Genomic DNA, 22,493 nt, shown 5'->3' with positions numbered 1-22,493 from the left:
AACGCTATTTTATTAATCATTTATAAAATTTTAGAAATGAAAGCAATCATCAAGACTGAAAAAGGAGACATGACAGCTGAATTGTTTGTGAACGACGCTCCAAACACAGTAGCAAATTTCGTAGATCTTGCAGAGCATAACTTCTATGATGGTTTAAATTTCCATAGAGTAATCCCTAACTTCGTAATTCAAGGTGGTTGCCCTAACGGTGTTGGTAATGGTGGTCCTGGTTACAGAATCGCATGTGAATTAGATGGCGATAACCAATATCACGATAGAGGTGTTCTTTCAATGGCACATGCAGGTAGAAATACAGGTGGTTCTCAATTTTTTATCTGCCACAGCCGTGACCAAACTTCTCACTTAGATCGTAACCATACTTGTTTCGGTAAAGTAATTGAGAATGTAGACATCGTTGATGATGTTCGTCAAGGAGATAAAATTCTTTCTATCGAAATCGTAAGAGAGGAAGGAGATCCTGAATTAGGAGAAGTAAAGAAAATGTAATATCAGCTTATTGATATATCATAAAGATATGAAAGCCGTCTCATTAGAGATGGCTTTTTTTATTTCAACTTATCAACATAATACAACTTATTCACAATTAAGAAAGTGTAAATTGTTTGTGATTTTGTTGATTTTAAAAAGTTATCAACATTTAGAGGTGTTTAAGCCATGAAAAACGATTCCTTGTTGAAAAATAATTGATATTCCCCTCATTTTTGTAAGCTTCTCTTTCAAAACTAATATTTCTGTAAGCCTCATTAGAATTCTTGTGGATAACTAATCGAATGAAATACTCAATGACATACCACAAGTAGAAAAATATCAACAGTAATTCTTTTTGTTGTTCAAAATGTATCTTCTCATGTCTGATAAGTATTTGCCAACGCTCAGAGTGTTGATAACTTTTACACTCTGAACGGACAAATATAAAAGGATAAACAGCCATTGCGGCAAAACCCTTTACAGGAATAAGTTTGTTAAAAACTAAGAACATTTTTCAATTGGGCTGCGAATATAAAAAAAGCGAGCCTAATAAAATAGACTCGCTTAATATTAATAACAAATTGTACGATTTTAGCTTAAAAAACTAATAAATCTTACTCATTGTATAGTTTTTCATAGTACTGTAACGCCATACGGTTAGCGTCGAAGTAAGGAAGAACATCACGCATAGAGTTTTTCACGCGCTCGTTCCACTTTTCTGGCTCATCATAATACATAGGAATGATTTCATTCTCTAAGATATCTAATAAGCTATTTAAATCTTGTTCGTCTTGTTCGTGAACAGGTGCATTCAAGTCAGCTAATGGAAGAACGAATGAGTTCTCACCGTTAGCAAATTCAGGAATCCAACCATCATCAGTAGAAAGGTTGATACCACCGTTCATTGCTGAAGTCATACCCGAAGTACCAGAAGCCTCACGAGGTACACGAGGGTTGTTCAACCATACATCAGAACCTTGCTTTAACTTACGAGATAATTTCAATTCGTAACCTACTAATACAGCCATGTTACCATAGTCCTTAGAAAGGTGTACTAATTGGTTAAATACTGAAACAGCACCGTAGTCCATAGGGTAAGGCTTACCTGCCCAAATGATTTGAACTGGACGATCAGGGTTGTTCATGATACGGTTGAAACGCTCTTTATCACGAGTGATTAAATCAGCACGCTTATAAGCAGCGAAACGACGAGCCCAAACGATAGTTAAGACCTTAGGGTCCATTAATTTACCAGTTTGGTCAGCAACAGTTTCGAATAATTTCGATTTTAAGTATTGCTTACGCTCGATTAATTTATCGTCATCTTCTTTGTGAAGTGCAGAATAAAGTTGCTCATCAGCCCAGTAAGTACGGTTTTGAGCGTTTGTGATAGATGTGATACGGCAAATGTTACCATATTTGTTCCACATATCGTTAGATACCTCACCGTGTAGTTTTGATACACCGTTTGCAACTCTTGCAAGACGAAGACAAGCTAATGAGTGATCAAAAGTATCGCCATCGATGCCAGTAATACGTCTTACTTCATCTAAAGAAATACCATTGAAGTATCCTAATTTATTAAGGAAGTGGATATCGTGCTTTTCGTTACCCGCTTCTTCTGGAGTATGCGTAGTGAATACTAATAAGTCTTTCACTTTTTGCATATCACCATCAAATTTCTTTGTTAAGTGGAATGCAGCAGGAAGAGCGTGAGCCTCGTTGAAGTGGTATACTTCAGCGTTGTACTCTAACTCATCTAATAATTTAGCACCACCTAAACCAAGAAGCATATATTGAGCTACTTTCGCAGATGCATCAGCGTCATAAAGACGGTGAGAAATTGATTGCGATAAGTAATCGTTTTCTGGAAGGTCAGTTGTTAAGAAGAACATCGGCACAGTATTGAATACGCCTGGACGTAAATACTTAGCTGTAACCCAAACTGGGTGACCGTTTACTTGAATAGTAAACTTAATGTTTGTGTCTTCTAAGAAGTTGTTGATTTTCTCTTGGAAAAGAGCATCCATTTCTTGGTTACCCTTACGAACTTGATCGTAGTAACCATATTTCCAAAGGATACCAATTCCGATAAAGTTTTGGTTTAATTCAAAAGCAGAACGCATGTGTGAACCTGCAAGGAAACCAAGACCACCTGAATAGATTTTAAAAGGTTGATCAATGGCAAACTCCATACAGAAATAAGCTACACGCTTTTTATACTTTGGATCGTATGCATATGGGTGTTTGAAGTTTTCTTCGAAACGTGACATATTATTTGAATTAGATGATTTTATGATATTACAAAACAAATTTTGCTAAGAGTTGTCGATTTGACATCTCTTAATGCACTTGCAATTTTTATAAATTTATTCTCTAATGTTATGATGTAGGTCACCAAAAAAAGAAAGATTTCCTGTAACCGGTTGCGAAACCGTTGTAATGTTGAAATACAAACATTTTTTCTAGAAAAATTTACATTTTTAAACATTAACATGATAAAAATTACAAATTTTAATTAATTGGAAATTTATAAATAGATGGAAAATGACATGTATTCACAATCTATTTATGAACTTTTTATTAATACTGGGATTTTTTCATTTTTGAAAGTGGATTGATAGAAGGATTTCACTCTAAAAACTAGCCCAATAATTAAAGCAAGTGTTGTCATAAACGTCCAAGCTACCATTTTCAAAATGTAGTTGATTATATAGTATACAATTCTAAAGATTGGAAGAAGTAGAAAAGATGCAATAACAATGATAATGCTACCTATTATTGTGCTTAAGTTCATGCGATAAGTGAGATGTCATAGTGATTATTAAAGAAACACAATTTTTAGAACGTATATATTTAATTAAAGTTTGGTTTTTTATACAATTTGTTACAAAAATTTAAATCCTTTCCTTTTTTAACTTCAATTCCGGTTCGTATTTTCGATGATTATTTAATTGAAAGACCTTCATACGAATCGATATGTCTCAACCTTATCAAATTCCATTTTTACAAACCGTTGCTCAAAAGATTCTAGATAATCACTCGGGAAATCTAAACAATATCCTTGTTGTGTTACCTTCTAGAAGAGCTGGAATGTATTTTAAGCAGTACTTTGGAAATGTAATTACGAAAGTGACTATAGCTCCTCCTGTTTTATCGATGGAAGGTTTCGCCGAAAGGTTTTCGAAATTGGTAAAGGCAGATAATGTGACCTTACTGTTTGAACTTTATAAAGTATATAAAGAAGAAAATAAGGATATCACAATCGAGAAATTTGCTCCTTTAGGAAAATCATTGCTTTCCGAATTCAACATGATTGATAATAACATGACGGAGGAAGAAGCTCAGAAAATGTTTGAACATTTAAATGAGTCAAAAGCGATAGATCATTGGGCAGAGGGACTTTTAGAAGATGAAGCAGAATCGTTTAAAAAGAATTGGAAAAACTCTAATTCATCGATGACAGATTTTTTAGCCTTTTGGCAAAATTTGTCTTCTTCTTATACCAAGTTTAAAGCGTCATTAGCAGCAAAAGGGATTGCCTATGGAGGCATGCTTTTTAGAGAAGCTTATGACCACTTAGAAGAGAGAATCAATGAGTTAGGAATTGATAAAGTAATATTTGCTGGTTTTTCTCAAATGAGTGGTATTGAACAGAGCATTGTTCAGTATCTAACAGATTTAGGGAAGGCCCAAACCTATTTTGATACAGACAAAAGGTATCATCACTCTAATAAGAAACATGAGGCAGGTTACTATTTAAGAAGGTATGTTAATGGTTTTGCAGCCCAGCACCCTGATTATGCTGTCGATCAATTTTCATCGCATGAAAAGAAGGTCAATTTTAAGGCGGTGAGTAGTATTGTTGGTGAAGTGAAATTTGCAGGAGAATGGCTTGCTTCATTATTAGATACCCCAGATAAAAGAAAAGAGTTTGTAGCAACATTAAATCATACAGCGATTCTTTTACCTGATGAAACGGTTTTACCTGCGTTGCTAAAATCTCTACCTGATATACCGTTTGAGAATGGTAAAACGCTAGCAGAACTTACTAACATCACAATGGGTATGAGTTATGAAAAAACTCCTTTCTTTGATTTGATTACAGAGATTTTTAAGTTAAAAGAAAGAGTGATTTTTAAAGATGGTCAGTATTGTGCTTACTTTAAAAATGTACAGAATATACTCCGTCACCCATTCTTTAATAGTAATTACAGAGAGATTGACGTGATTACAGGTAGCATCCTTGAAGACATCACAAAGAAAAACTATATCAACGTACCTTTAGATTATTTGGTGGAAGCTTCGGGTAATCTTGATATTTTTAAAGTAGTCTTTAAAAATTGGGGTAACGACTATGTCAGTTACATTGAACACTTCCAAGAGTTGATCAATGCATTATTAGAAATGTTTAAGGATGTTTTAAAAATAGAAGCTCCAGATCCTTCTCGATCAATCAAGATTTCTGATTCTACATTTAGTTATGAAGAAGAGTTGTTAAGTATTCTGTATGATCACCTTAAGCATTTGTACAGAGTGTTGCCTGCATTCTTTCCAGAAAAGAAAGAGCTACCCATTTTTGTCTTTAAAACATTACTGATGGAGTTATTACGAGGAACTAAAGTACCTTTTACAGGGGTTCCAATTGCTCCATTACAAATTATGGGTATGCTAGAAAGTAGAGCACTAGATTTCAAAAATGTACTGATTTTATCATGTAATGAAGGAATACTGCCTACCAAAAAATCTGTAGAAGCAATTATCCCATTTGATGTTCGAGCACAATACGGTTTACCAACGTATCAAGATAAAAACGCAGCATTTGCTTATACTTTTTACCGATTATTCCATCGCTCAGAAAATCTAATGTTTAGCTATCTCGATGCCAATGCTGGAAACGACATTGGAGAAATGAGTAGGTTATTATTACAGGTAAAAGAAGAAATGTTGGATGATCCTCAATTTCGCCTAACTACTTCAGATACATCTGCCGCATGGATGTTGGCAAAAGCAGATAAAACTATGGGAGCCCCTGTAGAAATTGTCAAATCCGATGTATTGAAAGAAAAGATTCTTCGACGATTGAAAAGAGGTGTCAGTCCATCTGCCATAAATTCTTTTATTCGAAATCCGCTAACATTTATCGATGAAAAAGTAATTGATCTAAAAGAAGAAGACGAAATCGAAGAAGACTTGGACAACCGTAGTTTTGGTAATCTAATTCACTTGTCTTTGGAATGGGGATTAAGAAGAATGGCAGGGCTAGACGATAAAGATGAAAACACCCCTTTTGTTTTAAGAAAAGAAGACTTTGATAAAGCATTAAAGGATAAAGAGTTTATTCCCAATGTAATTCAAGCAGCAGCTTTAGAAGAAAAGGTGGAGTTGGTGAAAGGGCAGAACTTATTACTTAAGGCTGTAGCAGAGAATTTACTCCAAAGGTATTTTAAAAAGCAAATTGAAGAGATTGAAAAATCGACCTCAAAAGCTATAGGAATTATAGGGCTAGAAAAATACGTGACACATATCTTAAAGGTTGATGTGGAAGGCGAAGAAATTGAAATTCGTCTTTCAGGTATGGCAGATAGAATCGATGTTATAGACGGACAATTAAGAGTGGTCGATTATAAATCTGGGGGCTATCAAAGATCAGATATGGACGTTAGTGATTGGAATGATATTTTGGAGGACGATCATAAGGGTAAGTTTTTACAGCTTTCATTATATCAATATTTGTTGACATCCGCATCGACTGATAAATCTAATGAGGATTTTCATAAATTAATTGGTGCAGCAAACCGTATTTTAGTAAAGAATGGGCTTCCAGAAGTTGACCTATCGCTAGCCATAAAATCAGGTTTTTACTTTTTCAGAAAAATCAATGATGGTTTGATTGTTTGTAAGGAAGGACAACCTATTGGAGGCGAAGAAATGGAGTTTTTACCTAAAACAGAGAAGCTCCTTGAAAATTGGACAAAAAGACTACTTGACACATCATCTATTATAGAAGATGTAATTTGAATTGTAAAAAAACTTAAAATATGACGGGTAGAGGAGGCAATTTTACTTGATTATTGTTTTAAGAATATATCTTGAGTAAGTCTTTGTAGTGACCATCTACCTAATATGTCTTCTATACCTATCGATACATTAAAATGTAAGTATAGTTTTGTCATCTATCTCATCACTTTTCTTGGTGTTTTTTCCTTCCAAGAAGCCAAATCGCAGACGAGTTTACCTGCTTTGGAAGATGTAGACATGCTAATGACGAATTTAACGGTGCAATTAGAAATTACATCGGGTATTGATGCTATGTACAACTTTGACTTTAAAGTTGCAGAAGGACAATTCCATTGGCTAAAAAGCCATTATCCAGAACACCCCCTCCCATACTTTTTATTAGGACTGACTCAATGGTGGAAAATTGTTCCAAATATTGAGAATACGGCCTATGACGAAGCATTTTTTACTTATATGGATTCAGCTATTTATTATGCTGATATCATGTATAAAAAAGACAAAGATGATCCTGAAGCTTTATTTATCCTTGCAGGTACATGGGCTTTTGAAGGACGCTTAAATGGTGAAAGACATAATTGGACTAAGGCAACGTTTTCAGTTCGTAAGGCACTGAATTATTTTGACAAGCTGAAGTCTATGCCTAAATCCGAACTCACACCTGAGCTTTTATATGGTGATGGTCTCTATAATTATTATGTAGAGTGGATTAAAGAAAACTACAAAATGCTTCGAGCAGTAATGTGGATGTTCGATAGTGGAGACAAAGAATTAGGTATCGAGCAATTAGAAACTTGTGGTAAAGAAGCATTTTATACCCGAATAGAAGCGATGTATTATTTAATGAAAGTACATTCTTCGAAAGGAGGAAAGATGATTCGAGCGATTCAGATTTCAGAATACTTGCATGAAAAATATCCCAATAACCCTTATTTCCAAAGGTATTATGCTAGGCTACTTTACTACAGTGGAAGATACCCTCAATTGTATAAAGTGAGTAAATCTTTATTGGAGAGAGTCGAACAACATCAGGTGGGTTACGAAGAAATGAGTGGTCGTTATGCTTGTTTCTATTTGGGTGCTTATTACAGGGACTACCTCGGAGATAGAAAAACGGCAGCAGAATATTATAGAAAAGCCATTGAGTATGTTGAGGCCATTAAAGATTATGGCTCGGGTTATTATCATTATTCATTGGCAGCTTTAGCAAGAGATGCTAAAAAAGATGGAGACTTTGAATTGGCCAATGAATACTATTCTAAACTACAAATGTATGCCGTAGGTAGAAAGAAACTACAAACAGAGGCTAAACAGTTTAAGAAAGAGTATAAGAAGCTTAGAAAGCAAAGAAAAAAAGAAGGGAGGAACAGCTAGTTTATTATCATTTAAATTAGCTGTTTTTTTTATTGATCAATCCACATTTTAAAATGTATTAGCCTTTAATCGGCTTATCATAATTTCGGGTTGTTCTTTTGTCGTTAAAAATACAGCCAACTTACCTCCAAAATGATTTTCGAAACTCTTAATACTTTGAATATTCACAATACAACTTCGGTTAACTCTAAAGAAATCTTATTATAAATGCTCCCATTAGTAGTAATCCAAGTATTTTTTTCATGATTGATATTTTTTGATCTGTCAATATGACGTCTCAAAAGTATCTGAATAGAGGGGAGTATTTTTTTGAAATTCACTGAAGTGATAGAATCGCTAGGTGAAGTGATAGAATTTTGAGTTGAAAAAAATCCTGTAAAATCATCTTTTGACTTTACAGGATTTATTACTGACATATTAATATTTATCTGATACAAATGTTTGTTCATCCATTGGTGGTCGAACATACCCTTCTTTATTAATAGGGGGCAGCTTTATTTTTTTATACTTGATCTCTTTGTAAGGAACTTTTGATAGGAAGTGAGTGATACAATTAAGTCTGGCTTTTTTCTTATCATCTGCTTTAACTACATACCATGGAGATTGTTTGGTATCAGTGTAGGCAAACATGTCGTCTTTTGCTTTTGAATACTCAATCCATTTTGCTCTAGACTCAAGATCCATTTCACTAAACTTCCAACGTTTGATAGATGAATTAATACGCTCAGCAAATCTTTTTTCTTGCTCTTCATCTGAAACTGAGAACCAATACTTGATAAGGATAATACCTGATCGGATCAACATTTTTTCAAACTCAGGACATGTTCTTAAAAATTCTTGATATTGGGTATCTGTACAAAACCCCATCACTCTTTCTACACCTGCTCTGTTGTACCAACTTCTATCAAATAAAACAATTTCACCAGCAGCAGGTAAGTGGGGTACATATCTTTGGAAATACCACTGAGATTTCTCTTTTTCTGTAGGTACACCTAAGGCAACAATTTTCGCTACTCTTGGGTTTAGTTTTTCTGTAATTCTTTTAATAACGCCACCCTTACCAGCAGCATCTCGGCCTTCAAAAATAACTACAACTTTTAATCCTTCTTGCTTTACCCATTCCTGCATTTTTACTAGTTCAGTTTGCAAGTGTTCAAGCTCAGCTTCGTAATAGCTTTTAACGAGTTTTCCTTTTTTGGTGTATTTTTCTTCTTTCATTGTAAGGCAACAGGAATTGATTGATAGAACTTTATTTTCTTCCAAAATCGGCAGGAATTTCACCCCATGCTTTTGTTTCCCATTTTCTGATTGGGTTCATGTAGGTATTGTTTTCTAGCCAATTTATTGCTCTATCAATATACTCAAAAAGAACTGCGTTTTTATCATTTTTAGGTAGGGTAGTTTTAATTTTTTTATCTCTTACCCATTTCATCGCTGTTCTACTATCTGTATAAATGATAGTACTATCATAACCGTGTTGTTTTAGGTAGGCCAATGCATGTACGATGCCTAAAAACTCTCCAATATTATTGGTGCCATCTTCATATGGGCCTTTAATAAACAATTGTTGTCCTGTTTCAATCCATACGCCTCTATACTCCATAGGACCTCTGGCACCGCTGCAGGCAGCATCTACCGCTATACTATTGTTAGTGATAGGAAGACCAACTGATGGATCATAAGCTTTGGGAGCAGTTTTTCCATCTTTCTTTTTAAATATATATTTGGCAGGGTCGCTCTTAAAGGCCAATTCTGCATCTGCTTTGGAGTCAAATGATTTATATTTTGCTCCTTTTACACCTTGAACATGTTTTTGACAGTCTGCCCATGAGGAGTAAATCCCTGGAGTCCCACCTGACCAAACAACATAATATTTCTGTTTCTTACTTCCTGCCATTGTTTTTTTACTTTTGAGCGATGAATTTACTAAAATTCAATTTGATATTGATACCACTCATTTTGATTTTCTTCGAAGGATTTTAAAAATTGAAAACCAAGTTTAGCAATAACCTTTTGCGATGCTATATTTTCATGGTGACATCGAGCAATAATTTTATTGATATTCTGTGATTTACCCCATTCAAGGCAAGAAAGCCCTGCTTCGGTTGCATAACCTTTATTCCAATATTTTCTGATCAACCTAAAACCTAAATCAACTTCTTTTGTATCAGGGTGAAGCTTTAGGCCACACCATCCTAGATAAGCATTATCGCTTTTCCTTCTCACAGTCCATCGTCCCATTTTAAATTCATTGTATGCTGTATATTGAAGTATAAACTTTTTAGCCTCATCAACAGAAATAAAAGGGTGATCACCAGTGTACTTCATCACTTCAGTATCATTGTTCATATCATAAAAAGGACGTGCGTCATCTATGGAGAATTCTGTAAGTAATAGTCTTTCCGTTTCAATTTTGAAGTTATTTTGCTCTGATGTCATCAATTGAAAAGTTAAAAATTAAAGAATAACAATTATTTATTTTCGATAAAATATTGAAAAACAGTAGCATTAAAGCACTTTTGTTTAAAAAAAATGATTTTTTTAGATATCTATTGTGTAAATGACTTGAACAATAGATAGATATAAGTTAAATTTGCACGCTCATAATTTTAGGATTATGATCTAAACTTTGTAATTGATTTAATAAAATATAGTCATGGGATATACAAAACTTATTAGAAAGAGTAGAAGAAACAAGACGATTGCTCTTAAGCGTGTAAATACTATCCAACGTATGAATGCTAAGCCAGTAATCAAGAAAGTTGACGTTGAGGCTGTAAAAGCTGAGTGGGCTGCAAAGTAATTTTTGCTTCTATTCTAAAAAAGCAGTTTGAAAAACTTAATTTTTCAAACTGCTTTTTTTTATGCTTATACTTTTCTTTAGGGCTAAATAAATCCTTCGCTTTTTGCTTTGGTAACTGCTTCGATCTTGTTTGATACTTGCAGTTTTAGGTATATATTTTTAATGTGGAATTTAACGGTGTCCTTAGATACTGAAATTTGATCTGCAATATCCATATAACTTTTACCTTCTGCTAAAAGGTTAAGAACATCTGTTTCCCTACTTGTTAGTGGAGACTCACTTTCTCTTCTAAATGATTTAACTACTAGTTTGGCAATATGTGTACTCATGGGAGCACCGCCTGCAGAAACTTCATCTAATGCTCTTAACAGCTGTGTATGATTACTGTTTTTAGTGATGTAACCTGTGGCACCTGCACACAAAGCATCAAATACATATTGACTATTTTCATGTACCGAAATAATTAAGATGTCTGTTCGAGGTAAATTTTGACGAATATGTCTAGTTCCCTCAATTCCATTCATTCCGGGTAAATCAATATCCATTAATACGATGTCGGGTAAATCAGTTTCAAGGTTTTCAATTGCATCTTCACAAGTATCATAGGCTTTGATAACTTGGTAGTTAGACGTTTTTGTTTCTATTAGCAATTGAAATGCTTCTTGAACATCTTTATTGTCTTCTACGATGATAATCTTTTTCATATCCCTATAGTAATAAAAAAAAAGAGGTGAAACAATTATAGATGTCACCTCTTTTTTGAATTTCAACAATAAGAATGAGTTCCCCAACTCAGTTGAGGGTTATAGTCCGGATTTGTACTGCTTAACGATTCATTATTTCAAAGGTACTTGAATATGCAATACTCCGTACTACCCTTTCGGGTAGTTTTTATTCGTAATTACCGAACTTCCTTGAAAAAGTGATAAAAACTGAAGTGCCTTTACCCTCCTCACTCTCAATATCAAAACTACTTCCAGTTATTTTTTTAGCTCTAGATTTCATGTTTTTTAGGCCATTTCCTTTGCTTTTATCGGGAATGTCGAAACCTAATCCATCATCTTTTACTTCAATTCTTATCATATCATCATCACTCTCAATAATGGATAAATACACATGTTTTGCTTGTGCATATTTGGCGATGTTGGTCATGGCTTCTTTAAAAATCAAGACCAATTGTAAACTCCAAGAATGGGGGAGAGTAAGTTGTTCGGTGTTATGTGAAATATTCTTTTTAGAATGATATCGAATTTCTAACTCATCAAAAAACTCTTCACCAAAATCTTTAATGTAATCGTAGATCATTCCTAGCTCGTCATTTTTCGCATCAATCGACCAGATGAAATCTCGTGTTCCATTATACAATGACTTGGATTGTCCTTCAATTCTAAGAAGGATTTTTTCTGTATCAGCATCTTTTCCTTTTAGTTTCATAGATGCTAAATCGGCAAGCACTGTGATACTAGCGAGTTTATTACCCATCTCATCGTGGAAGTCTTGTGCAATTTCCTTCCTGATCCTTGCTAACTTCTTCTGAGTTTCCGCCCTTGAGCGAATAATTTCTTTCAGCTTATCAGATTTGAGTTTTTCTTCTTTAATCTTAATGTTAGAATAGTAAATAATACCGCTCAGTAAGATCAGAATTATACTCACCTTAAAAATGTTACTTTCCCAGAAATAACCATTAATGATTAGTGCACTTTTAGAAGGTTTACTCCATTCTGAACCAATCGTTTTACCTCTTAAGAAAAGGGGATACTCTCCGGGAGACTTATTGGTAATATTTAATCTGTCGGTATATGTAAAGTTGATCCAGTCGCCTGCTTTTCCAATTTTATATTGCAATCGAATAGACTCCATTTCACTTAATGAATTGGCAACTAGAGGCAGTTGTATAGTACTATATTTACTGTGTGATTTATAAACTTTGTCTTTCCAATGTACCGTTGGAGGAGCAATAGGCAGAGCAATCTTGTTGTTAGGCATCGACATAATTCCTTGGTGTGTACCAATCCAAAGGTTATGATCAGATGACTCAAATATTTCAGTAATGTAATTACTAATAAGACCTGACGACTTGTTATATCGTCTCTTTAAATTTCCGTTTCTTAATACACATAGGCCATTTGAAGTTCCTACCCAAAGCTGCCCAAAGTGATCTTTGTACAGCTTGGTACAGTTTGTATTTTCCATAGAAGAAATTTTCTGTAGTAGAGCTTCTTTAGGGCGATTAGCATCTAATGTATAAAGACTATAATTGGTAGCCACCCACAGCAAAGTATCTTGTGGGTCTAAGAGAATATCATTGATACGTTCTCCACTTTCTAATTGCTCAATCCAAACATTTACAGAAGTCAGCTTATAATTGGGGGAATAATCATAATAACTTAAAGCTCCCTTTGTGGCGATCCATAATGAAGAATCACTAATGATAGCTTGTGATATCTTGGGCTGTGTAATTTTACCTTCAGGAAATTTATGGAAAGCTTTGATGATCTTATTTTTTTGATCAAATACCTTTAAAGTATCTTCTTCTATAAACCAACGGCCTCCATAATTTCTTCCTACATATTTAGAATACTGAATATCGATAGAATCTCCACTTTCAAATATAGACCCTTTATTCGAGGTAAATGCAATAGATTTATCTTCAAAAATATTGACTATGGCTCTTTTAGCAGGATATTTTATTTTAAGTTCTTCTTCGTTAGTGTTGTATTCATAAACTTGGTTGGTAGTAGAGAATAAGATGGTAGAGTCATTTTGCTCATTGATAGAAAGAATGTGAGGTATAGAAAGGTCTTCAATACCAATGTATCTACATTCGGTGTTATGTATAAGAAACAGACCATCACCTTGTGTAGAAACCCAAATACGATCTTTTTTATCAACTAATAATGAAGAACTTGAAGATTTACTTTTGACCAATTTTTCTAGTTCAATAATTTTTTTACTCTTCTTTTTGATCAAAATATTTTTCTGATGATCCATGGTCTTATTAATGGATGCGACCATATCACCAGTAGATAATTCATAGACATCACTAGCATAAAAGGCAGGATCGAAATCGAACGTGTCTTGTATAATGCCTCTTGGTGAGAGTTTGATGATCTTCCCCATTGTACCAACTATCAAGCCTCCATCTTTGGCTTGGTTAGCACAGGATAATACTATATCACCTAAAGCATTTTCAAAGAAGTCGTCAGTTACTTTATTACCGTCCAATACTTTTAAGCCTTGTGTATCATATCCCATGACCAATATTTTATTTTGGAATCGAACAAGATTAATAGGAACTAACGTTGTTTTCTTTATAATATAATGGGGTACGGGTTTATTAACTGAAAAGAATAATTCCTTTTTTCCATTTTCTTGTTTAGAATAGGGTGATAGTTTATATCCTTTTTTTGTATTGGTATTGAAATGATAAATGTAGCTCCATTGCCACCCATAAACGTCATCTGATAATACAATTCCTTTATGAAGTTTATTGGCTGCTTTATGTTGTAGATATGGATAGGTATGTATAGAATCTTGTTCAGTGTTAAATACATGGATACCGCCTTTCCAGGTAAATAAGAAAAGTGAGTCACTATAATTTCTATTAAACCCAATAACATAAGGGGACTTAAGACCATCCTTAGTACTGTAAGTTTTAAACGAATGACCATTAAATATACTTAACCCATCATCCGTACCAATCCATAGCACATTGTTATCTTCTTTTAGATGATAAATGAAGTTGTGTGGTAATCCGTCTTTTGTAGTCCAATGGTGTATGAAAGCATCTTGTGCATTACACCAAAGAGATATAAAAAATACGATATGTAGAAAGCAATATTTGAATTTCACTGGCATATCTACCTAAAATAAAAAATATTTTTTTTAAAACGTTTTATGCAACCCGTTGTTATTTAAAATTATCAATTTATATCCTATTATATGCTAAATATCACTTATTTCAGTGCTTTGACTACATATATTTGTTTGAGAAATGAAAATGAAATAAACAACAGAACTTTAATGCCTATAAATAATTAAATGATATGCTAGAAATACAGAAAAAATTAAAATCTTCATTCTTTGTAATTTTAAGTTTACCATCAACCGCGATGGGTTTTGCTTTATCCATTCAAATAGCCGCATTAAGCTGGATTTTAAATACTAAATATGGTTTTGATATTCATGAAGTAGGTATTGTATGGGCAGCGGGTCCAATTGCAGGTATTATTGGTCAGCCTTTAGCTGGTTTGGCTTCAGATAAAGTGTGGTTTCTAGGCGGTCGACGAAGACCATTTATATTAATTGGGGGTGTATTAACTGCTTTAATGCTATTAGCATTGCCCAATATCCATGTAATTTCAGATGCTTTGGGTTTTGAACCAACAAAAGCTGCCAGTGAGCTTGGAGAAGGACAAGTACCAGCGTCTATTTATGTAGCTATTGCAGTAGCACTAATTTTAGATCTATCTATAAATATTAGCTTTAACCCGACAAGATCAATAATAGCTGATGTAACAACAGATGATACAGTAACAAAAGGGTATACTTGGATGCAAACGATCTCAGGTACTTTTGGTGTATTAGCATATTTCATTGGTTCTGTATTAGGCAACATTGAATTGATCTATGTAGGTGTTATTTTAGTCTTCGTCTTTTCTGTGATTCCGGTATTCTTCATTGAAGAACCAGAAGAGTTAAGTCAAGGTGAAGAAAACAACGAAGAAGGAGGAAGAAAAGAAACAGATATTACAGGTTTTGTAAAGGTATTACTGGCTCATGCACCTACTTGGGTAGGGATTCAAACGATGTTTGTATTTATGTTTGCTTATGTACAACAAGAATACCCGGATTTTAGTAGTAAAGAAGTTGGCTCTGTAATTAACTGGTCTTTTCTAATCTTTAATGCTGTTGCAGCAGTTCTACCGGCCTTCATTTTAGAGCCTATTACACATAAAATAGGTCGAGTGAAAACCCATGCTATTTGTATTGCTATTATGGCTGTTGGATATGCAGGGATGATTTTCCTAGGGGGTACATCAGAATATATGATTTATGGGATGATGGTTATTCTAGGTATTGGTTGGGCAGCAACAGTATCTCTTCCATTTGCGATTATGTCAGAAAAAGTAGCAAAAGCAAAAATGGGCTTCTTTATGGGTATCTTTAACTTATCTGTAGTATTACCACAATTAGCCGTTTCAGCTTTCATTGGTGGTATCTTAGCAGAAGCAGAAGATAAAACGTTGATGTTCTACATTGCGTCCATTTCATTAGCGATTTCAGCTGTATTATGGTTCTTTGTAAAAGATAATGGGCCTGTTGGGAATAGTAATTCGGCTCCATCAGGTGGTGGACATCACTAAGAATAAATTAGAAAAAGGGAGCTTAATTGATTAACATTAAGCTCCCTTTTTTATTCAATAAAGGTTAGATTCCTTTCATATCTTTAATGTATACCAACCCTTCGTCTATCTTTTGTTTTATCTGCTTAAATTTGTCGATGTATTCGTTGATTTTCATTTTTAATTCAGGTTCATCAACGTCGATATTATTGAAGATATCATAAGCGATTTCAATATTATCTTTGGCTTCGACAAGTTTTGCCTTGGCATTTACTGCAGACCACTTTTTTCCTTTAAAGTGTTTATTTCTCGCTTCAACATAGAAGTTGAAACCTTCGATAGCATTACTTCCCGCTTCTTTTCCTTTTTCTAAGAGTTCTCTGTTGCTTGTAACACCATGGATACTCATATTTCGAAGAGTTAACTTTCTCCATTCTTTCACGAGGTTTATCGTATTGCCTAATTCTTCTGATCTAGCTACTTCCGCTTCCATTCTACTCTTATCATCTTTTTTTAGATGCTCTGCTATAAGAGTATTGTAGTCATATTTTGGTTCTTGTGGAGTGGGAATGGTGTTTTTATTGAAGTTTTCATAAGTGTAAGGAGTATCCAATAATTGCCAAATGGGATCATAAGGCATATGTCTTTCAATCATTTTTTCAGGAGCTACATCGTACCAATTGAGATCGTAATTCTGATGAAATTTTTTACCATTCTCTACTGTTCCTGCACCCCAAGTTGGATCGTATAGCTTCCATTCTCCATTCACTTTAATAGCATTCCAAGTATGTCCAAAAGCACCTCCAATCGAACCATCTTTCCTTTTAGTATATCCTTTGATGATATATGATTCATAACCCAGTTCCTTCATAATCACATCCAGTAATAAAGAGTAATCTTGGCATACTCCAGCTTTTTTCTTTACTACTTGATCAATAAGATAAACATTACGCTCATTTGTGGTATAGAACTTCATTTTACCGGTAGGACTTTTACCATTTTTAATTTTCTGAAGTTTGTTGACATCATATTTGATGTTTTTTACGATCCAATCGAATACAGATTTTACTGTATCTTCTTGAATGTCGATTTTTCCAATGGTTTGACTTACTAGTTTGCTTTGTCCAAAAGAAACATGAGAAATTAGTAGACACAATAGTATAAGTTTTTTCATCACTTTTTTGTAAGGTAAAATAATATTGAGTTTCTGAGAGTTTGTGGACGTGAAGATAGGAATGGAAATAAAGAATACAAAATTCATTTCCTGTGTAATGTGCCCTGAGGTAAATGATTTGACTTCGGATGTAAATGCCTTGTTATTGAGATAGCAAAAAAAAAGGCTACCTTTTTAAGATAGCCTGATATATTTTTTTAGTTTTTGATACACCTCTGTGTGAAGATCCCAAGGTCACTACTAAATCGCATAATATAAGTTCCTCTACTTTGCTTGGAAAGGTCAACCTCAATTATCGTCTCATTTACAGAAATATTTCTACTATAAATCACCTTTCCTGTGGTAGAATAGACTTCAAGAAGGCCATTTTGACTTACATAGTCTTGAAGATTGACTGTAAAGATACCTGTGGAAGGATTAGGGTAGATTTTAAATGCATCTTTTGTGATTTTATCTATTCCAACTACACCATTGGTAATGCTAACAACATTAGAACCCATAGAGAAGCCAGATGAGTTTACAGCATATACTTTATATGAAATTTTCTTTGAAGTGTAGCTAGCCGATGGAAGTACATCTTTATATGATCGAATAGTATTGCTTAAGATCGTAGAGATGTATTGATATCCATTACCATCTACTTCTCTTTCTACAATATAACCAGCTATATCAATTTCTGAATTATTGACTTCTGACTGCCAAAAGATTTCATTGTATTCTGTATTCGAAACAGTTTTACTGTCTTCCATGGTGATACTTACATCTGGTGCTCCTTCATTTAATGTTCTACGAGCAGGAGATAAGGTTAATACAGTATCAACTCTGTATCTCTGATCAGAAGTGAAAAGCGTCATACAAGAATCGTTCGTATAATCCATGAAATTTTGATACATCGATGATGAGAAGTTTTCCGTATCACATAAATACTGTGTCAGAAATTCTGTATCCTGATCACAAAAAATGATATTATTTGGATTGTCAGCATGTGTTCCGTTGACTCTTGGTGTGTCATCACAAAAGTCGTCTTTTGGAGTTTTCTCATTTCCGTTTTCATCAACATAGGCATCTCCACCACAGTTACCTGCATTACCAACTCCCCATGGATGTAGGATACCTAAATAGTGTCCTAACTCATGTGTTGTTGTTCTACCTAAGTGAAATGGGTAGTCGAGGTTGTAATCTCCTCCAAACTCATTAGAACCAAAGTATTCCGTATTAATCACAACACCATCAATATCATCTGAAGCTAATTCTCCCTGGCTAACCCATCTTAGTCCACCTAATTCTAGAAAATTCGGAAAATAAGCATAGCCTAATAAATCTCCGGATAATTTGATAACCCAGATATTGATATACTTTTCAGGGTTCCAGATATTATCTGAGATGATTTTATCTACTTCACTTGTAGTAAAATATCCTTTAGAACCAGGGTGTTTGTAGAATCTATTTACACCAGGTTCTTCCATTGTATTTCCACCTTCATCATACAATGCCATTTTGAGGTTGACTTGCATGTTGGATGCGACAGATTTGAATTCTTCTAAAGTTTGCTCTTTGTTGGAATTATCTCTGTTCCAATCTTTGTTAGTTGTTATAATCTGTGACCAAATTTGATCAGAACTAATGTTATCACCGGTTCCAATGTTAGCATTTTCTGTAGTGTAAATAACATGTACAACCGTTGGTAAATTGGCCTGGTAGAAGCGTTCTACGTTCTCAAAATAACGAGCTTGAGAGAAAGTTTGAGGTAAAGCAGATATATGGGTAGGGGCATGTAACGTATTACCACATCTTCTGAATGGTGCTTTCTCTTGAGAAAAAACGGTGAAGTTTGAGATAAAAAACAGAGAAAAAAGCAGTATAAATTTATTAATTGATAACATATTTAAATGGTAACTTGTACGAAAAATGCTATATTATTGTATTGCAATATGATAAGTTTTTAGATAAGGTGCATATTTTATAACATCATTTCCTTGACTTTTTTATATTTGCAAAACTTCAAATTGCCATATATGAAATTCAAAAGAGTTCTCCTTAAGTTAAGTGGTGAAGCCCTAATGGGTGAGCAACAATACGGTATTGATCCAAAGCGTTTGGAACAATATGCAAAAGAAATTAAAAAAGTAGTAGACGAAAAAGTGGAAGTCGCTATTGTAATCGGTGCAGGAAACATTTTTAGAGGCATGCAAGCCGGCAAAATGGGTATCGATAGAGTACAGGGTGACCACATGGGAATGTTGGCTACTGTAATCAACGGTATGGCACTACAAAGTGCTTTAGAAGGCGAAGGTGTCTATACACGTTTGATGTCAGGTATACAAATGGATCAAGTTTGTGAACCTTTTATTAGAAGAAGAGCAGTACGTCACTTAGAAAAAGGTCGTGTTGTTATCTTTGGAGCGGGAACAGGTAACCCATACTTTACAACAGATTCTGCAGCATCTTTGAGAGCTGTTGAAATTGATGCAGATGTTGTATTAAAAGGTACTCGTGTTGACGGTATCTACACTGCAGATCCTGAAAAAGACCCTAATGCAGAAAAAATTGATGAGTTAACTTTTGATGAGGCTCTTCAAAAGAACTTAAAGATCATGGACCTTACAGCGTTTACACTTTGTAAAGAAAATGATTTACCTATCATTGTATTTGACATGAATAAGCCAAACAACTTATTTGAGTTAATGTCAGGAGAGCAAGTGGGTACAATTGTATCGTAAATTAGAATTTTATATAATCGATTTTTATAATCAAAAAAAATATAACAATGGAAGAGGAAATAGGAATGTACCTAGATGACGCGAAAGAAATGATGGATAAAGCCATCAGCCATACTGAAAACGAATTACAAAAAATTCGTGCAGGTAAAGCTTCTGCGTCAATGTTGGATGGTTTAATAGTTAGCTATTATGGTGCTCCAACTCCTATTAACCAAGTAGCTTCAGCTTCTACTCCTGATGCTCACTCTGTAGTGATCAAACCTTGGGAGAAAAATATGTTGGCTGAAATCGAAAAGGCAATCCGTGATTCTGATTTAGGTGTTAACCCAATTAATGACGGTGAGCAAGTTCGTATTAACATGCCTCCTTTAACTGAAGAGCGTCGTCGTGAATTAGTTAAAAAGGTGAAATCTGAAATTGAAAAAGGTAAAATCAGTATTCGTAATGCTCGTAAGGACACTAACGATGGCTTGAAAAAGTTATTAAAAGATGGTGCTTCTGAAGATGCAATCAAAGATGCTGAAGCTTCAGTTCAAGATTTAACAAACAAATACACTGCAAAAATCGATGCTGTATTTGTAGCTAAAGAAAAAGATATCATGACTGTATAATTCAGTTTTGATTCCATATAAAAAGCCCCTGATCTTGATAGGTCAGGGGCTTTATTTTTATGATCATATTCTATGATTCTGTAATGTTATGTTGTTGATGAGCAAGTTTAGTCCTATTTGGGTTTTTCTTTCTACTTCTGATATTTAATAGCTCAACAATAAAGGCAAATGCCATAGCGAAATATACATAGCCTTTTGGAACATGTACCCCAAAGGCTTCGATGACTAATAAGAACCCGATCATTACTAAGAATGATAATGCAAGCATTTTTATGGTAGGGTTACTATCAACAAATTGGGCAATCTTCTTGGAGAAGAAAAGCATTATACCTAATGAGATTACAACTGCAGTAATCATGATTTCAATCTCTTTTACAAGTCCAACAGCGGTGAGGATAGAGTCGAATGAGAATACAATATCAATCATGACAATTTGTAAAACACCACTCCATAGAGACTTGACTCTTTTGACTTGCATTTCTTCTTCAGGGTCTCCTTCTACATTGTTATGGATTTCACTTGTTGTTTTTGCAATTAAGAAGAGTCCACCACAAAGCAAGATTAAATCTCTTCCACTTAATGCTCCGTCTACATCTAAATGCTCAACAAATGGAATGGTAAAAAGAGGGTCCTCTAATCCCACTAACCATGAAATTGAAAATAACAAAGCAATACGTACAAATAAGGCAAGGATAATTCCTAGATTTCTAGCTTTATCCTGTTGTTCTTTAGGTAATTTACTACTGACAATCGAAATGAAAATCACATTGTCAATGCCTAGAACAATTTCTAAAAGAGTTAATGTTACAAGGCTGATTAACCCAGCAGTTGTAAAAAGCGATTCCATAAGAATAGTTGAAAGTTGCAGAAAAAAATATTTACGTTAGTATATAAAAAATAAAACTCTTCAAAATGTAACGACTCACACTTTGAAGAGTTATTTAAAAAGTGTCCTTCGATTATATCTCTAATAATGCACCAAATAAACCTAGGTTTCTCACGCGGTCTTTTACCACTAATGTTGAAACGGTTGTATTATGTTGCTTCATTAAGTTTTCAGTAGTACTGCCAATAAATGTAGCTGCTAATGCAGAACGTCCTCTTGATCCCATAACAATTAGATCAGCATCTTCTACTAGAGAAATATTTGAGATGATCTTCGCTTCATTGTTACCATATAAATCAAAGTGAAGTCTGATTTTATACTTCACACCTTCCATATCAAACTGCTTTAAAAAGTTCTTACACCTCTTTTCGGCATGGAGGTGAAGTACAGAAGCATACTCTTCCGGAGTTTTACCAGAAGTATGATAACCGGTAGGAAGTGCATAGATATGCAAGATGATTAACTCCATATGGTTTCTCTTAGCGATTTCAATACCTTCCAGCATTGCTCTTTTCGACATTTCAGAGAAATCAATAGGAATAATAGCCTTTTTGATAGGTACTTGAGGGTTTTCAGATACCGTAAGTACTGTACAGAAAGCATATCTAGTTAGTAGTCTGGCAATATTACCACTACCCTCTGCGATATTCTTTTTACCTGCTATTATAAGGTCTACTTTATGTTTCTTAGAAGCCTTTAATATTTCAGATGTGACATCTTTAGCTTCTGTTATAATATATTCAAAAGTAATATTACGATCATTCAAATTGGCATGCTTCTCAACAAGGTCACGCATTTTTTGCTCTGCCATGTCTTTTCTTGTAAGCAATTTGCCGTTGTATTCTACCTCTTCACTTGCTGAATTATCAGTGAGGATATGCAATAGAATAATTTTCTCTACTAAAAAAACAGGTGAGGCTGTTAGAGAATATTTGATGATTGCATCATCGATATAAGTAAGGTCAAGAGGCAATAAAGCCGATAATTTCTTATCCATGATTAAGTTTTATGGTATAAGTAGTAAAGAAGTATTGTTCCGTAAACTCTTAGGTTTAACTACGCAATTAACGTGC

Annotated in this window: 18 protein-coding genes; 7 read left to right on the top strand and 11 right to left on the bottom strand. The window is 34.2% G+C overall.

The annotated features are described in order from the left end of the window. Positions 1 to 36 precede the first annotated feature (36 nt). Complete coding sequence (locus tag QL232_RS23765) at positions 37 to 507, top strand: peptidylprolyl isomerase (RefSeq protein WP_168881960.1); 471 nt, start codon at positions 37 to 39, stop codon at positions 505 to 507. 151 nt (positions 508 to 658) lie between these two features. Here the strand turns inward: QL232_RS23765 and QL232_RS23760 are convergent, their stop codons facing one another. After that, on the bottom strand, positions 659 to 1,000 hold the full coding sequence (locus QL232_RS23760) for a hypothetical protein (RefSeq protein WP_281616052.1): 342 nt from the start codon (positions 998 to 1,000) through the stop codon (positions 659 to 661). Between the two features lie 103 nt (positions 1,001 to 1,103). Next, positions 1,104 to 2,762 carry an alpha-glucan family phosphorylase gene (gene glgP, locus QL232_RS23755; protein WP_168881958.1) on the bottom strand — a complete coding sequence of 553 codons (1,659 nt, stop codon included), beginning with the start codon at positions 2,760 to 2,762 and terminating at the stop codon, positions 1,104 to 1,106. Positions 2,763 to 3,468: 706 nt separating this feature from the next. On the opposite strand from glgP, the gene QL232_RS23750 reads away from it, so the two are divergent. Together QL232_RS23750 and QL232_RS23745 are read left to right on the top strand one after the other, a co-directional pair. Continuing rightward, entirely contained in the window at positions 3,469 to 6,510 is a 3,042-nt protein-coding gene (locus tag QL232_RS23750; protein WP_281616051.1) for a PD-(D/E)XK nuclease family protein, read from the top strand. Positions 6,511 to 6,615: 105 nt separating this feature from the next. Beyond that, entirely contained in the window at positions 6,616 to 7,881 is a 1,266-nt protein-coding gene (locus QL232_RS23745) for a tol-pal system protein YbgF (protein WP_281616050.1), read from the top strand. Positions 7,882 to 8,298: 417 nt separating this feature from the next. Here QL232_RS23745 and ppk2 read toward each other — a convergent pair whose 3' ends face one another. From ppk2 to QL232_RS23730, 3 genes are read right to left on the bottom strand one after another with little or no spacing between them, the layout of a single operon-like run. Beyond that, positions 8,299 to 9,099 carry a polyphosphate kinase 2 gene (gene ppk2, locus QL232_RS23740; protein WP_281616049.1) on the bottom strand — a complete coding sequence of 267 codons (801 nt, stop codon included), beginning with the start codon at positions 9,097 to 9,099 and terminating at the stop codon, positions 8,299 to 8,301. A gap of 31 nt (positions 9,100 to 9,130) precedes the next feature. Continuing rightward, complete coding sequence (locus QL232_RS23735; protein WP_281616048.1) at positions 9,131 to 9,778, bottom strand: ribonuclease H family protein; 648 nt, start codon at positions 9,776 to 9,778, stop codon at positions 9,131 to 9,133. A gap of 29 nt (positions 9,779 to 9,807) precedes the next feature. After that, positions 9,808 to 10,320, bottom strand: coding sequence for a GNAT family N-acetyltransferase (locus QL232_RS23730; RefSeq protein WP_281616047.1), 513 nt, complete (start codon positions 10,318 to 10,320; stop codon positions 9,808 to 9,810). 217 nt (positions 10,321 to 10,537) lie between these two features. Between QL232_RS23730 and QL232_RS23725 the strand changes: the two genes are divergently transcribed. Then, on the top strand, positions 10,538 to 10,684 hold the full coding sequence (locus tag QL232_RS23725; protein WP_168881947.1) for a hypothetical protein: 147 nt from the start codon (positions 10,538 to 10,540) through the stop codon (positions 10,682 to 10,684). A gap of 83 nt (positions 10,685 to 10,767) precedes the next feature. On the opposite strand, the gene QL232_RS23720 is transcribed toward QL232_RS23725, so the two are convergent. Both QL232_RS23720 and QL232_RS23715 read right to left on the bottom strand, forming a co-directional pair. Further along, entirely contained in the window at positions 10,768 to 11,388 is a 621-nt protein-coding gene (locus tag QL232_RS23720; RefSeq protein ID WP_168881946.1) for a response regulator transcription factor, read from the bottom strand. A 187-nt stretch (positions 11,389 to 11,575) separates the two neighbouring features. Continuing rightward, entirely contained in the window at positions 11,576 to 14,542 is a 2,967-nt protein-coding gene (locus tag QL232_RS23715; RefSeq protein WP_281616046.1) for a two-component regulator propeller domain-containing protein, read from the bottom strand. Between the two features lie 188 nt (positions 14,543 to 14,730). Here QL232_RS23715 and QL232_RS23710 point away from each other — a divergent pair, with 188 nt between their 5' ends. Beyond that, positions 14,731 to 16,050 (top strand): MFS transporter, encoded by a 1,320-nt coding sequence (locus QL232_RS23710; RefSeq protein ID WP_281616045.1) that lies wholly within the window; start codon positions 14,731 to 14,733, stop codon positions 16,048 to 16,050. 64 nt (positions 16,051 to 16,114) lie between these two features. Here the strand turns inward: QL232_RS23710 and QL232_RS23705 are convergent, their stop codons facing one another. Continuing rightward, positions 16,115 to 17,203, bottom strand: a complete 1,089-nt coding sequence (locus tag QL232_RS23705; RefSeq protein WP_281616044.1) for a transglutaminase-like domain-containing protein — start codon at positions 17,201 to 17,203, stop codon at positions 16,115 to 16,117. A gap of 197 nt (positions 17,204 to 17,400) precedes the next feature. Continuing rightward, positions 17,401 to 19,086, bottom strand: coding sequence for a zinc-dependent metalloprotease (locus QL232_RS23700; RefSeq protein ID WP_281616043.1), 1,686 nt, complete (start codon positions 19,084 to 19,086; stop codon positions 17,401 to 17,403). A gap of 132 nt (positions 19,087 to 19,218) precedes the next feature. Here QL232_RS23700 and pyrH point away from each other — a divergent pair, with 132 nt between their 5' ends. Continuing rightward, positions 19,219 to 19,923, top strand: a complete 705-nt coding sequence (gene pyrH / locus QL232_RS23695) for a UMP kinase (RefSeq protein ID WP_168881941.1) — start codon at positions 19,219 to 19,221, stop codon at positions 19,921 to 19,923. Positions 19,924 to 19,970: 47 nt separating this feature from the next. Continuing rightward, complete coding sequence (gene frr, locus QL232_RS23690) at positions 19,971 to 20,534, top strand: ribosome recycling factor (RefSeq protein WP_168881940.1); 564 nt, start codon at positions 19,971 to 19,973, stop codon at positions 20,532 to 20,534. Between the two features lie 70 nt (positions 20,535 to 20,604). On the opposite strand, the gene QL232_RS23685 is transcribed toward frr, so the two are convergent. Next, entirely contained in the window at positions 20,605 to 21,381 is a 777-nt protein-coding gene (locus QL232_RS23685) for a TerC family protein (RefSeq protein ID WP_281616042.1), read from the bottom strand. Positions 21,382 to 21,493: 112 nt separating this feature from the next. Beyond that, on the bottom strand, positions 21,494 to 22,417 hold the full coding sequence (locus QL232_RS23680) for a universal stress protein (RefSeq protein WP_168881938.1): 924 nt from the start codon (positions 22,415 to 22,417) through the stop codon (positions 21,494 to 21,496). Positions 22,418 to 22,493 lie beyond the last annotated feature (76 nt).

It is taken from the genome of Flammeovirga sp. SubArs3, assembly GCF_947387565.1.
GTDB lineage: Bacteria > Bacteroidota > Bacteroidia > Cytophagales > Flammeovirgaceae > Flammeovirga > Flammeovirga agarivorans.
Note: the sequence above shows the minus strand (reverse complement) of the source record. Positions and strands in the feature narration are given on the sequence as shown.

What these genes read in the sequence shown, in the direction of transcription:
- QL232_RS23765 (WP_168881960.1), top strand. Translation starts at nt 37, where the DNA reads ATGAAAGCAATCATCAAGACTGAAAAAGGAGACATGACAGCTGAATTG.
- QL232_RS23760 (WP_281616052.1), bottom strand. Translation starts at nt 1,000, where the DNA reads ATGTTCTTAGTTTTTAACAAACTTATTCCTGTAAAGGGTTTTGCCGCA.
- glgP (WP_168881958.1), bottom strand. Translation starts at nt 2,762, where the DNA reads ATGTCACGTTTCGAAGAAAACTTCAAACACCCATATGCATACGATCCA.
- QL232_RS23750 (WP_281616051.1), top strand. Translation starts at nt 3,469, where the DNA reads ATGTCTCAACCTTATCAAATTCCATTTTTACAAACCGTTGCTCAAAAG.
- QL232_RS23745 (WP_281616050.1), top strand. Translation starts at nt 6,616, where the DNA reads ATGTCTTCTATACCTATCGATACATTAAAATGTAAGTATAGTTTTGTC.
- ppk2 (WP_281616049.1), bottom strand. Translation starts at nt 9,099, where the DNA reads ATGAAAGAAGAAAAATACACCAAAAAAGGAAAACTCGTTAAAAGCTAT.
- QL232_RS23735 (WP_281616048.1), bottom strand. Translation starts at nt 9,778, where the DNA reads ATGGCAGGAAGTAAGAAACAGAAATATTATGTTGTTTGGTCAGGTGGG.
- QL232_RS23730 (WP_281616047.1), bottom strand. Translation starts at nt 10,320, where the DNA reads ATGACATCAGAGCAAAATAACTTCAAAATTGAAACGGAAAGACTATTA.
- QL232_RS23725 (WP_168881947.1), top strand. Translation starts at nt 10,538, where the DNA reads ATGGGATATACAAAACTTATTAGAAAGAGTAGAAGAAACAAGACGATT.
- QL232_RS23720 (WP_168881946.1), bottom strand. Translation starts at nt 11,388, where the DNA reads ATGAAAAAGATTATCATCGTAGAAGACAATAAAGATGTTCAAGAAGCA.
- QL232_RS23715 (WP_281616046.1), bottom strand. Translation starts at nt 14,542, where the DNA reads ATGCCAGTGAAATTCAAATATTGCTTTCTACATATCGTATTTTTTATA.
- QL232_RS23710 (WP_281616045.1), top strand. Translation starts at nt 14,731, where the DNA reads ATGCTAGAAATACAGAAAAAATTAAAATCTTCATTCTTTGTAATTTTA.
- QL232_RS23705 (WP_281616044.1), bottom strand. Translation starts at nt 17,203, where the DNA reads ATGAAAAAACTTATACTATTGTGTCTACTAATTTCTCATGTTTCTTTT.
- QL232_RS23700 (WP_281616043.1), bottom strand. Translation starts at nt 19,086, where the DNA reads ATGTTATCAATTAATAAATTTATACTGCTTTTTTCTCTGTTTTTTATC.
- pyrH (WP_168881941.1), top strand. Translation starts at nt 19,219, where the DNA reads ATGAAATTCAAAAGAGTTCTCCTTAAGTTAAGTGGTGAAGCCCTAATG.
- frr (WP_168881940.1), top strand. Translation starts at nt 19,971, where the DNA reads ATGGAAGAGGAAATAGGAATGTACCTAGATGACGCGAAAGAAATGATG.
- QL232_RS23685 (WP_281616042.1), bottom strand. Translation starts at nt 21,381, where the DNA reads ATGGAATCGCTTTTTACAACTGCTGGGTTAATCAGCCTTGTAACATTA.
- QL232_RS23680 (WP_168881938.1), bottom strand. Translation starts at nt 22,417, where the DNA reads ATGGATAAGAAATTATCGGCTTTATTGCCTCTTGACCTTACTTATATC.